Origin of the sequence: Maribacter sp. TH_r10, from assembly GCF_033101095.1 — a bacterium.
Taxonomy (GTDB): Bacteria; Bacteroidota; Bacteroidia; order Flavobacteriales; family Flavobacteriaceae; genus Maribacter_A; species Maribacter_A luteus.
Map to the genome: position 1 here is coordinate 68,784 of NZ_JAWMPY010000006.1, position 12,469 is coordinate 81,252.

The 12,469-nt window shown below is 40.3% G+C and carries 10 protein-coding genes; 4 read left to right on the forward strand and 6 right to left on the reverse strand.

The features are described 5' to 3' along the window. Positions 1-3: 3 nt before the first annotated feature. Positions 4-1,080 (reverse strand): anhydro-N-acetylmuramic acid kinase, encoded by a 1,077-nt coding sequence (locus R3X28_RS14325; protein ID WP_317665140.1) that lies wholly within the window; start codon positions 1,078-1,080, stop codon positions 4-6. A 347-nt stretch (positions 1,081-1,427) separates the two neighbouring features. Here R3X28_RS14325 and R3X28_RS14330 point away from each other — a divergent pair, with 347 nt between their 5' ends. Beyond that, positions 1,428-2,939, forward strand: a complete 1,512-nt coding sequence (locus R3X28_RS14330) for a Gfo/Idh/MocA family protein (RefSeq protein WP_317665142.1) — start codon at positions 1,428-1,430, stop codon at positions 2,937-2,939. An 89-nt stretch (positions 2,940-3,028) separates the two neighbouring features. Beyond that, on the forward strand, positions 3,029-3,835 hold the full coding sequence (locus tag R3X28_RS14335; protein ID WP_317665144.1) for a DUF1080 domain-containing protein: 807 nt from the start codon (positions 3,029-3,031) through the stop codon (positions 3,833-3,835). Between the two features lie 91 nt (positions 3,836-3,926). Here R3X28_RS14335 and R3X28_RS14340 read toward each other — a convergent pair whose 3' ends face one another. The 4 genes from R3X28_RS14340 to nagB all read right to left on the reverse strand — a co-directional run bounded on the left by R3X28_RS14340 (position 3,927) and on the right by nagB (position 10,300). After that, positions 3,927-5,522 carry a glycoside hydrolase family 3 protein gene (locus R3X28_RS14340; protein WP_317665146.1) on the reverse strand — a complete coding sequence of 532 codons (1,596 nt, stop codon included), beginning with the start codon at positions 5,520-5,522 and terminating at the stop codon, positions 3,927-3,929. Next, on the reverse strand, positions 5,515-6,789 hold the full coding sequence (locus R3X28_RS14345) for an MFS transporter (protein ID WP_317665148.1): 1,275 nt from the start codon (positions 6,787-6,789) through the stop codon (positions 5,515-5,517). The genes R3X28_RS14340 and R3X28_RS14345 overlap by 8 nt, the downstream gene beginning before the upstream one ends. Next, positions 6,786-8,306, reverse strand: coding sequence for a glycoside hydrolase family 10 protein (locus R3X28_RS14350; protein WP_317665149.1), 1,521 nt, complete (start codon positions 8,304-8,306; stop codon positions 6,786-6,788). Before R3X28_RS14350 ends, R3X28_RS14345 begins: the two co-directional genes overlap by 4 nt. 65 nt (positions 8,307-8,371) lie before the next feature. Further along, entirely contained in the window at positions 8,372-10,300 is a 1,929-nt protein-coding gene (gene nagB, locus R3X28_RS14355) for a glucosamine-6-phosphate deaminase (protein WP_317665150.1), read from the reverse strand. A gap of 184 nt (positions 10,301-10,484) precedes the next feature. Between nagB and R3X28_RS14360 the strand changes: the two genes are divergently transcribed. Beyond that, positions 10,485-11,234 carry a DeoR/GlpR family DNA-binding transcription regulator gene (locus R3X28_RS14360; RefSeq protein WP_154365004.1) on the forward strand — a complete coding sequence of 250 codons (750 nt, stop codon included), beginning with the start codon at positions 10,485-10,487 and terminating at the stop codon, positions 11,232-11,234. 5 nt (positions 11,235-11,239) lie between these two features. After that, entirely contained in the window at positions 11,240-12,052 is an 813-nt protein-coding gene (gene murQ / locus R3X28_RS14365) for an N-acetylmuramic acid 6-phosphate etherase (RefSeq protein WP_317665152.1), read from the forward strand. A 6-nt stretch (positions 12,053-12,058) separates the two neighbouring features. Here the strand turns inward: murQ and R3X28_RS14370 are convergent, their stop codons facing one another. Next, entirely contained in the window at positions 12,059-12,460 is a 402-nt protein-coding gene (locus R3X28_RS14370; RefSeq protein WP_246200132.1) for a c-type cytochrome, read from the reverse strand. Positions 12,461-12,469: the final 9 nt, after the last annotated feature.

The window sequence follows — 12,469 nt, forward strand, 5'->3', positions numbered from 1 at the left end:
AGTTTAATTTGGCCAATATAGGACACCACAGGAAGAGTCCCTTTTGGCCCCAGTGACCGAACAGAGTACATTGATTTCACGTTCCATGCGTAAAACACCCATTAACGCGAACACTAAGGCTTCCTTATTCTCTATTAATTCCTTCGAAGGTACCACAACGTTGACTTGTTCACCTAATTTTGACTTTAATGTTGACACAAGAAAGTCGTTTAAAGCGCCACCACCAGTAACCAATAAGCTGGCCGGTGATGTACTCTTAACCGCTAGGACCTGTATGGCAATCTGTTCGCATAGGTGATGAACTGAGGTGTGCAAAAGATTTTCGATACTATCCTTAGTGGCTTCGACAATGGGGACTACTTCTTCTGTAAACCATTCATATCCTGTGGATTTGGGATATGGTAATCGGTAATATTCCAGGTTGTTCAATGCCTCAAGCATTTGATCGTTGAGTTTTCCACTTTTCGCTAAAGCTCCTCCTTTGTCATAATTCAAATCTATTTTTTGTGTAATATGGTTTAGGATCATATTGGCCAAACCAATATCATAAGCGATGCGTTGACCGTTTTTTTCAAAAGAGATATTACTGATACCACCAAGGTTCAAACAGAAATCATATTCCCCGAACAATAATCGATCACCTATGGGCACAAGAGGGGCTCCCTGGCCTCCCAATGCAACATCATTGGTTCTAAAGTCACATACTACTTTGTGATGGCAAGTATTGGCAAGATGCTGGCCAGACCCTGTTTGATAGGTGAGTCCGTTCATTGGTTGATGATGTGTCGTATGCCCATGGCTCGCTATGAAATCTACCTGCAGGTCATTTTCTAGAATGAAAGTATTTACTTCTTTACCAAGCCATTCACCATAGGTATTGTTTAAGATCAAGAGGGAATCGGCAGAAAGGTGGATCGAATCTTTTAAGTTATCCTTCATTTCAGGAGAATAAGAAACACTCTTGCTATTCATTATTTTATACTCCCAACGATCCAAAGTCTTTGTGAAATGGCAATAAGTGAGGTCAAGTCCGTCCAAAGAAGTGCCCGACATAAGTCCTATGACCTTGTATGTTTTCATAATGAAGATGCTTTTGTAGTTTGTTAAGTATCAAAAATACCGAAAGGTAATGTGTTTCACTCTTAAATATTAAAACCAAATGATACATTTTTTGCATTTGTTTATATGAAATTTGCAAAAATCTATTTTTAGTTCAATTTAAATTATTATTCTGCTGTTTTTACCTATTCATTTTTATCAAAAATGTTTAATTTTAGGATTATGAATTTTTAAAGCCATTTGTTTTTAAAGTAGAAATCTGAAATACCAAGATAGTAGTTTGGCAATTTTCATTTGCTACTTTAATTAGATGGTTCCTAGTATAAATTGATTCACTGTTTAATTAACCAATTATAAAGTATTACAATATGAGTAAGACGAAGAAAGAGAACACTTTATCACGCCGAGATTTTGTCGGCAAAACCTTGGCTGCCTCAGCTGCGTTTACGATTGTACCGTCGTATGCTGTCAGTGGACTTGGCCATGTAGCACCGAGTGATAAATTGAATATTGCAGGTATTGGTGTAGGAGGTATGGGACTAGCCAATTTAAAGAATTTGGAAAGCCAAAATATTGTAGGACTTTGTGATGTTGATTGGAAATATGCCAAAGGCGCTTTTGATAGATATCCAAACGCCAAAAAATATTGGGATTGGCGTAAGATGTTCGATGAAATGGCGGATCAGATAGATGGGGTCGTAATTGCCACTGCGGATCATACGCATGCCGTTATAGCTGCTAATGCGATGACAATGGGTAAACATGTTTATTTGCAGAAACCATTGACCCATTCCGTTTATGAGTCCAGATTATTGACAAAATTGGCCGATAAGCATAAAGTAGCTACCCAAATGGGTAACCAAGGTGCCTCAGGTGCCGGTGTTGCCGAAACTTGTGAGATTTTATGGAGTGGTGCCATTGGGGATGTAACCAAAGTTGAATCATTTACTGATAGGCCTATTTGGCCACAAGGACTGAATACTCCTGAAAAAGGGGATTGGGTACCTGATACATTGAATTGGGACTTGTTTACGGGTCCTGCAAAAATGCGTCCCTTTAATGAAGTATACCATCCATGGAACTGGAGAGGATGGTGGGATTACGGTACAGGTGCGCTAGGAGATATGGCATGCCATATCTTACATCCTGTATTTGAAGGATTGAAATTAGGGTACCCGACCAAGGTGCAAGCGAGTTCCTCATTGTTATTGAACGATTCGGCTCCCGTGTCACAAGCTGTAAAACTTACTTTCCCATCAAGGGGCAGAAAAGGTAAAATGAAGTTGGGAGAAGTAGATGTAAGCTGGTACGATGGTGGTATTAAACCTATGTTGCCCGATAATTGGCCATCAGGTAAAAACCCGAATAAAAGTGGTGGTGGAACCTTCTTCTATGGAACTAAGGATATTCTTCACGTAGGTTGCTATGGTGTTGAGCCAGAATTGTTGTCAGGTAAAAAAATATCAGCTCCTAAAACAGAACGTAGGGTTGAGGATGAATTAGGTTTAAGCTGGAATTCCGGAGCCCATGAAATGGATTGGGTACGTGCTTGTAAAGAAAGTGCCGAAAACAGAAAACCATGTACATCCGACTTTGCTGAGGCAGGTCCTTTTAATGAGATGGTAGTAATGGGAGTATTGGCCGTGCGTTTACAGGCATTGAACAAAACACTTGAATGGGATGGTGAAAACATGAAATTCACCAATATCGGTTCAAATGAGGAAATCAAGACCGTTATCAAAGACGGATTCAAAATTCACGATGGTCACCCAACCTTTAACAAAGATTGGACAGATCCTATGAATGCGAATGCCTACGCCGAGGAATTGGTTAAACATACCTATAGGGATGGTTGGTCATTGCCAGATATGCCAAAATAGAATTGTAAAAAGCGATATATCAAAGTTTAAAAATACAGAACCAGCCTTTATGGGCCGGTTCTGTTCTTAAAATCAATAAATAGATACCAATGAGAAAAATAAGTTTAGTTTTTATTTTCGGATTGATTATGCTCCCAATACTCAATAGTTGCAAGGAGAAAAAAGCAGAACAAAAAGAAGAAGCGGCAACCGAAGCTGAAATGGTTAAGGAAACCGTTGAAGAGGCCCCTATGAATGGACTCACCGAAGCACAAAAAGCCGAAGGCTGGGTTATGCTTTTCGATGGCAAGACCTCCGAAGGATGGCGCGGTTATAAAAAAGACCACTTTCCAGAAGGATGGGAAATCGTTGATGGCACGTTGCATATGATCGGCTCTGGACGGGGCGAGGCAGGTTCAAAAGATGGAGGTGATATTATTTTCGATAAGAAGTTCCAAAACTTTACACTTAGTTTGGAATGGAAAATTTCTGAAGGAGGAAATTCAGGTATCTTCTACCTAGGGGAAGAAGAGTTGGATTATATCTGGAAAACAGCTCCTGAAATGCAGGTTTTGGATAATGAGCGGCACCCTGATGCTAAATTAGGCAAAGATGGAAATCGCATGGCGGGGTCGTTATATGATTTGATTCCTGCAAAACCTCAGAATGCCAAGCCTGCTGGTGAATGGAATACCGTGGAACTTACCGTGTTTAAAGGTACCGTTATCCATAATCAAAATGGTGAGAACGTAGTTGAGTATCATTTATGGACTCCAGAATGGAAGGAGATGGTTGCAGGTAGTAAATTCCCTGCATTGAATCCTGATTGGGCCGAAGTACCTTCAAAAGGATATATTGGTCTTCAAGATCATGGCGATGATGTATGGTTCCGTAATATAAAGATCAAGGAATTGTAATAAAGTAATAATTATAATCGAAGCCCCATACTATCATTTTAGGATTTTATGGGGCTTTTTGTTGTTATAGGTTCGCCAATCGGCATGACCTTTATTTTAGATGAACGGGAAGTTCGCCCTTGGCAGCTAGTTTGCCCAAAAAATGGGTGGCAGCTACCTTTTGGAAGGTATTGAAGTTTTGGTAGGCCATAATCACCGCATTGGCATTTTTGTAATCAAAAAGTTCCAGAGCATAAGGGTTGCCAAAAAAATAAAGAACAACATTTTTTGTATGGATCATTTTGTTGAACAAGTCTATTTCAGTTTTTGAAAAACCAAAATCATGGATTGGTTTAGCTTGTGGAGGTACAATGGCCATAAGAAGGTTTTCTTCTTTTTTGGTCAATTCCCCAATTTTTTCAAGAGAAGTGTCTAAGAAAGAATGCATATGAAAACTATTCTCCTTGGTAATCATTTGGAAAAACGGGTTTTCACTTATCATGGTATTTGTAAAACCAATGAAGCCCTTTTCCCGAAAAGAGGTTATGTCATTTTCAGTGCCTTGTACAAGGGTAAGACTAGATTTCGCTATTTTTTCATTAAGTGATTCGGGTGTACTAAGTAAGGAAGATGTTTCGGGTTCATTTCGGATAGCTTTTTCTTTCAAAGACCAAACTCGAGCAAACGATTCTTCTATTTGCCGATTGGTGGCTTTTTTCAAAATCATTTCCATTCCGGCTTCAACCTCTTCTGCAAAACAAAGAATATCGTTTCCGGCATCAAAGGCCAACCACTCCAATTCACCTTGTATAGGGTAGTTTTTAGAAACGGCATGCATGTTCAGGGCGTCGGATATCACAACGCCTTCAAAACCAAGTTCATCCCGTAAAATACCTTTGATCATGTCCTTTGAAATGCTCGAAGGTATTTCTTTTCCGTTGGATAGCGCAGGTACACAAAGATGCCCTACCATCACGGAATCAATCCCTTCATTTATCAGTTTCTTAAACGGAAATAATTCATTGTCGAGTAACTCTTCCTTCGTTTTTTTTATGATAGGAAGTCCTAAATGGGAATCTGTGGCAGTGTCTCCATGACCAGGAAAATGTTTTATACTGGCGAGAACACCTTCACTTTGCATACCACTTATATACGCGGATGCTTTCTGGGCTACATTAATTTTATCCTCACCAAATGACCGATAACCGATAACCGGATTTTTCGGATTGTTGTTGATGTCCAAAACAGGGGCTAAATTATAATGAATACCTGCTTGTTTGCAATCATAGGCAATGTTCTTTCCCACTTGATATACAAGTTCGTTATTGTCCTTGATTGCTCCCAGAGTTAGCGCATATGGGTACTGAGGGGTGTTTTCAATCCGCATGGCCAAGCCCCATTCGGCATCAATGGCAATAAGTAACCTATGCTTGGATTTGTTTTGGTAACGTTGTATAAGTTTTTGTAGTGTTTCAAAACTTTGCTCATTGTAAACAATCTTTTTTTTACCTTCAAAATTGGTGGCCGCACTTGCCCTACTATGGAAAAAACAAAGCCCTCCGATATGATTTTCGCTTATGAGTCGTTCCAAGATTTTTATTTCTTCTTCTGAATCATTAATGAACGCAGCGGGCATGAACAGTTGCCCAATTTTCTCAATAGGGGTCAATTCTTGGGCTGCTAATTCGTATGGAAGCAATTTATGCATCGGTGTTTTTTGTTTTTTTGCCGAAATCGGCAGGGTAGGTAATGAATTTCAATAAGAATAAAGCAGGTAAAGAGGCTATGACGACCCAGATAAAAAAGCCCCCGTAACCCAGCCATTGTTGAATATATCCACTGATCATTCCGGGTAACATCATTCCCAGGGCCATGAACCCTGTAGCTATGGCATAATGCGATGTTTTGGATTTGCCCTCGGCAATGTATATCAGATACATTAAAAACGCGGCAAAGCCAAAGCCATAACCGAACTTCTCAAAGATTACCGTGGTCGTTACTGCTACTATACTGGTGGTTTTGGTAAAGGCGAGTATTGCATAAAGAATATTGGGTATGTTAAGCGATAGGACCATGGGTAACATCCATTTTTTCAGTCCGTCCCTTGATATTAAGATTCCGCCTAAAATTCCCCCTAATGATAAGAATATGACTCCAACCGTTCCGAAAATAGTTCCCAATTGTTCGGTTGAATATCCGAGCCCTCCTTTTTCCAAAGGATCCAATAAAAATGGTGAGACCATCTTTACAAGTTGTGACTCACCCAACCTATAGGTTAAGATAAAGGTCAATGCGATGCCAATATTTGGTTTGTTAAAGAAAGATGCGAAGACTTCCCAAAACCCTTTCGGTTTCTGTTTGGCAATGGCCTCTGAGGATTCGTATTTGGGTGTAACGAAAAAGTTTGATACGGTCAAGGCTAACATCAGAAAGGCCGTTGCCGTCATGGTAATGCTCCAAGCTTTCGTATTGTCCCCGTATTTCTGTTCTAAAAAACCAGCAAGGATTACAATCAATCCTTCACCGGTAACCATTGCCAAACGATAGAATGTGCTTCTGATACCGACAAAAAAGGATTGTTTTTTTTCCGTAAGACCTAACATGTAATATCCGTCTGATGCAATATCATTGGTCGCGGAAGCAAAAGCTGCCATCCAAAAGCACGCTAAGGTGGTCATAAAGAACATTTGGGTCGTTAGGCTTAAACCCACACCCAATAGGGCTATTGAAATAACGAGTTGCATGGCCAAAAACCAATTCCGTTTTGTGCTTTTTAGGTCTATAAAAGGGCTCCAAAGTGGTTTTAGAACCCATGGGAGGTACAATAAACTGGTGTACAGTCCTATATCTTCATTGCTTACCCCTAGTTTTTTGTACATGATTACAGATACGGTCACCACCAACACATAAGGTAGTCCTTGGGTAAAATAGAGCAGGGGGATCCAAGCCCAGGCCCGTTTGTCTTTTTGTATCATTTAGTTAGTTTCTGTTGGTTTAAAGGTAAGTTGATAGGGGTACTTTCATGACCGAATTTATCTATGAACGTAATTGCGATTCTTTTTTGGTCGTTTAGTATTATGAATGGGATTGATATACTCTTGCCGTTATCGATACTTGTTTTTAAAAGCAATTTTTTCATGGGATATAGGTCTTTCGTCTTTTTTCCTGTTCGGTAAATCATTGCATAACGATATGGCTCGGTGTTTTTAAATTGGAGTACGTGGTTTACATTTTTAGTCTCCCAAGATTCCAGTTGCACTCTTTGTCTATGTAATTCGGGTTCCAAAGGAGAGGTTGGCGGTAGGGATGGGGAGTGGTAAATTTTCTTTTTTAGGGTTTCTACAACATCAGGATTGTTTTCCATAAGGCTTTTGGCACTAAAGAATACGTTGCCCTCAACTGCTGGGGTCTTTCTAGCTAATTTTAATTGGTTGGGAAGTTCTTTTTTATTGTCCCAAGCTTTGTCGCTGTTGTTTCGGACTTTATAGGCTCCATTTCCAATATATAGATTGGTGTTGGTGCTGTTTTCTGCCCACCAGTCCACAATTTTGGTATGGGACGCTACAGGAAGATCCATACTCCAATATACTTGGGGAACAATATAATCTATCCATCCATTTTCCATCCAAGTAAGAGGGTCTGCGTAAAGGTCCTCGTAAGTGGTTTGCCCTGCTTGGGTATCGGAACCCCTTGGATCCGTGCTTTTGTTTTTCCATACTCCGAATGGGCTAATGCCGAATTGTACCCAGGGTTTGTCCTGTTTTATGGTCTTGTGCATATTCATGACTAAGGAGTCGATGTTGCTGCGTCTCCAATCATCTAATGATTGGTTTGGTAGGGCATTTGACGTATAGGTGGCCGAATCTTTGAAAATTTCATCTTTGATTTTATACGGATAAAAATAATCATCGAAATGAACGGCGTCAATGTCATAATTGGTGACCAGTTCGTTCATTATGGAGACCATTCTTTTTCGAACTTCAGGAAGGCCTGGGTCATAGTAATATTTTTTACCGTATTTGATCATCCATTCCGGGTGAAGGTTAAAATCATGGGTAGGACTCAGAATATCGGTTTTAAGGTCAAAAGTAGCCCTATACGGATTTAGCCATGCATGAAACTCCATTCCCCTGTTGTGTGATTCCTTGATCATCCAATCTAGGTAATCAAAATCGTTTTTTGGGGCTACCCCTTCCTTTGCGGTCAAAAACCTGGACCAGGGAGCATATTTTGATTCATAAAAAGCATCTCCGGCCGTTCGTACTTGAACGATTATGGCATTGAAATTAAGGTCTTGGTAAAATTGGAGGATGTTTAAGAAATCTTTTTTTTGTTTTTCTATGGAATCTGAACCGCTCTTTGGCCAATCGATATTGACTACTGTCGCTACCCAAACGCCCCTGAATTCTGTCCTCGGTTGGGGAAAAGGTTTAAAAACAGAGCAAGAAGCAAAAAAAAGGATGCTTAGTAATAAACTGGTTTTTTTGATCATTGTAATTGTAAAGAAGGCCTATTTTAAAATAAAAATAGGCCTTTAAAATGTATTAAGAGGTGTAATTAATCTAATTTATAACGCACGAATGCTTCCATGGCCGCATAATCTGCCAAGCCTAATGCTTTGTATTTGGCAGCGGTGTTTCGGTTGCGTTCCTCGGCGCGCATCCAAAACTCCCTTGAATCATCCCCTTGGAACATTGCTCCGTCTTTTTGTGATTGATGGCAGAAAATCGCGTATCGTTTTTTCAAAACCTGATCTGGACTCATCGGTACGGCCATTTCTATTTCGTTGATATCCCATTCGTGCCATGCTCCCCTATATAGCCATAACCAACAGTCTTTCATGAATGGTTCGGGTTTAAGGCGTTTTAGGGTTTCGAAAAGCGCGTCCAAACAAACCTTATGGGTGCCATGTGGATCGGCTAAATCGCCAGCTGCATAAATCTGATGTGGTTTTATATCATTTATAAGGTCTGCCATGATATCGATATCGGCATTTGAAAGGTTGTTTTTCTTAATTGTACCAGTTTCGTAAAAGGGTAAGTTCAAGAAGTGTACATGGGAATCTTCCAATCCTAAGTAACGGGTTGCTGCGTAGGATTCCGCTCTACGTATAGCGCCTTTCAATGACCTCACCTCCGCGACATCAAAACTGTTCTCGTCCTTGTTCAATAGGGTGTCAATTATACTTTGGGATTCGGTCGAAGGGGTTATGGTATTCGATATTTCGGCAAACTTCAATGCTTCTGTGTCAGAAACGGCTATATTGCCCGATGTTTGGTAGGCTACGTGTACATCGTGCCCCTGTTCGATCAAACGGTCAAATGTGCCTCCCATTGATATAACATCATCATCTGGATGAGGGCTGAATATGATGATACGTTTTTTGGCAGGTTCCGCGCGTTCCGGCCTGCTGGTGTCATCGGCATTGGGTTTGCCACCTGGCCACCCCGTAATGGTATGTTGAAGCTTGTTGAACATTTTAATATTCAAGTCGTAGGAGTCTTCCAAGGATAAAAGATCGGACATACCGTTGTCATTATAATCCTTATCGGTTAAGCTTAGGATAGATTTTTCAGTTTTACCGCATAACCATACGATTGCTTTAGCGGTAAGACTATCTGTCCATTCACATGGTCCAACTAACCATGGCGTCTTATTCCGTGTCAATTCGCTACCTGCACCTTTATCCAATACAAACGTTACATTATCATGTTCTTGAAGATAGGTGGCAGGTACTTGTGAGGAAATCTTGCCTTCAATGGTTTGTTTAATGATTCTCGCTTTATTGTCACCCCAACCAAGTAGAACGATTCTTTTGGCGTTCCGCACTGTTGCGATCCCCATTGTGATTGCTTTTCTGGGAACGTTGTCAATACCTAAAAAGGCTGGTGCGGCATCTACTCTTGTGATGTGGTCAAGGGTTATGACGCGGGTCCCTGAATTGAAATGTGACCCTGGTTCATTAAAACCTATGTGCCCTGTCCTTCCGATACCCAATAGTTGAAAGTCAAGTCCACCGTTATCCTTTATTTTCTTTTCGTAAGCCAGGCAAAAGTCTACCACTTCTTCTTGCGGAAGGCTACCGTCCGGGATATTGATGCTTTCAGCAGGAATGTCTATGTGGTTGAACAAGTGTTCGTGCATAAAGTAATAATAACTTTGCATGTTCGACTTGTCCATGGGTAGGTACTCATCCAGATTAAAGGTAATTACATTGGAAAAACTTAAACCTTCTTCCCGGTGCATTCGCACTAATTCCTCATAAACCTTGATAGGGGATGAGCCTGTAGCAAGGCCAAGGACACAGTTTTCTCCTAATGCCTGTTTCTTGCGAATCAGATCTGATATTTCCCTAGCGACCTGAATGGAGCCTTCATTGGAATCTTCGAAAATTACATTATGAATTTTTTCAAAACGTGTTTCCTCAAATTGACCTACGGGTTTGTAGCTGATGTCTTTTGCTGTTTTTTCTAAAAGTGTGCTCATTTGACTGTTCTTGAATATGATTGAGCTACAAATATAAAGTATTTTAAAACAAATTGCTGTTTTTTGCTGTTTTAATTGCAGTAAATTGCATTATAATATAATTTATAGGGGTTTTGTTTAAAAAAAAGGAATAAAACTGCAATTAAATTCTTTTATTATCTTTGAAGGATTAAAATAAACGGTTATGCTTAAGGAAGAGCGACATCAGGCCATATTGTCCCAAGTTGAATTACATAATAGGGTGCTACTTACCGATATTGCCGAGAAATTGGACGTATCAATTGACACGGCACGAAGGGATGTTAAAGAATTGGATCAAGAGAACAAATTGCGAAAAGTACATGGTGGTGCCATATCCCTTGGTTTTACTACCAGTAGTACTAGGAATACCAATATATATGCGTTGCCACAAAAAATAACCATTGCGGAAAAAGCGGCAACTTTGCTGAAAAATGATGCGGTCATATTTATTGATGGTGGTACAACTTGTATGGAGTTCGCAAGGATAATTCCTTTGCATTTAAAATTGACCTGCTTTACCATGAGTTTGCCAGTGGCGATGGAGCTGACCACAAAACCGAAGGTCGATGTTATCTTCATTGGGGGTAAAATTTCCAAAGAGTCACAAATTGCCATCGGGGCCAATGCTACCCATGCCCTATCAGAAATAAAAGTGGATTATGGTTTTATCGGTACGGGGTATGTTGATGCCTCGGACGGGTTGACAGATTTTGATTGGGACGTTGTACAAGTTAAAAAAGCAATTATGAAGGCCTCGAAAAAAACAATACTTTTGTGTATATCAAAAAAATTGAATTCGAGACATCGATATAAAACCTGTGATATGACAGCGGTTGACACCATGATCACGGAGTTATCACCGGATGATGATCAACTTAAACTTTTTCGGAACAACAACGTACACCTGATATAATTTTTATGGACTATAAAAAGATTACTGAAACCCCCTCCAATTACGATCAATTGGAGAAGATGGGTACTTCCACTATTTTAGAGAGTATTAACAATGAAGATCAAAAGGTGGCTCTAGCCGTGGCCGAGGTTATTCCGAACATAACAAAGTTGGTCGATGCCTTAGCGGAACGTTTTGATAAAGGTGGACGTTTATTCTATATTGGAGCAGGTACTAGTGGGCGTCTCGGAATTTTGGATGCTTCTGAAATACCGCCAACTTTCGGAATGCCCCACTCCCGGGTAATCGGATTGATTGCCGGTGGGGATACTGCGATTAGAAAAGCTGTTGAAAATGCGGAAGACGATGTAAACCAGGCTTGGTTGGATCTAAAAGAGTTCAATGTTTGTGAAAATGATGTGATCGTGGGTATTGCAGCATCTGGAACAACCCCTTATGTAATCGGTGGACTTCAGGCGGCTAAAGAGCATGGTTTGTTAACTGGTGGCATTACGAACAATCCTGGTTCCCCTTTAGCTGTGGTATCGGATATCCCTATAGAGGTAAATGTTGGACCTGAATTCGTTACCGGTAGTACGCGAATGAAAAGTGGGACCTCCCAAAAATTGGTACTTAATATGATAACCACTGCCTTGATGATCAAAATCGGCCGTGTTAAGGGAAATAAAATGGTGAATATGCAATTGACCAATACAAAATTGGTCGACCGTGGAACCCGTTACTTGGTCGAAGGTTTAGGTATAGACTATGACGAGGCGGAACAATTGCTTAAAAAACATGGTTCAGTCAAAAAGGCCTTGGATGCGGTAAGACCATAGGGACTATTATTCGGTAATAGCCTCCACTTCCTTAATTGTAACCATTTCGTTTGTTGAATTGCCCCATGAATTCATGATATAGTTCATGACATCGGCAATTTCCCCGTCATCCAATCCCATGGGGGCCATGGTGTTATTGTATGTTTCACCGTTTACGATGAGCTCCCCTTCCTGTCCGAATTTCACACCTTTGATACTTGCAGTTCTTTGCTGTTTTAAATAATCCGATTTTGCCAAAGGAGGAAAAACAAAAGGAATACCTTCTCCTGCAGGCATATGGCAAGCCACGCAGAAGTCGTTATATATTTCACTTCCCCTTACCATACTGGATTGTAATTCAGGTTCTTGTGCATTGGTGTAGAATACGCCAATTAAAAAAAATAAGATGGTCAATAGTCTTAATTTCATGTGTGGGGG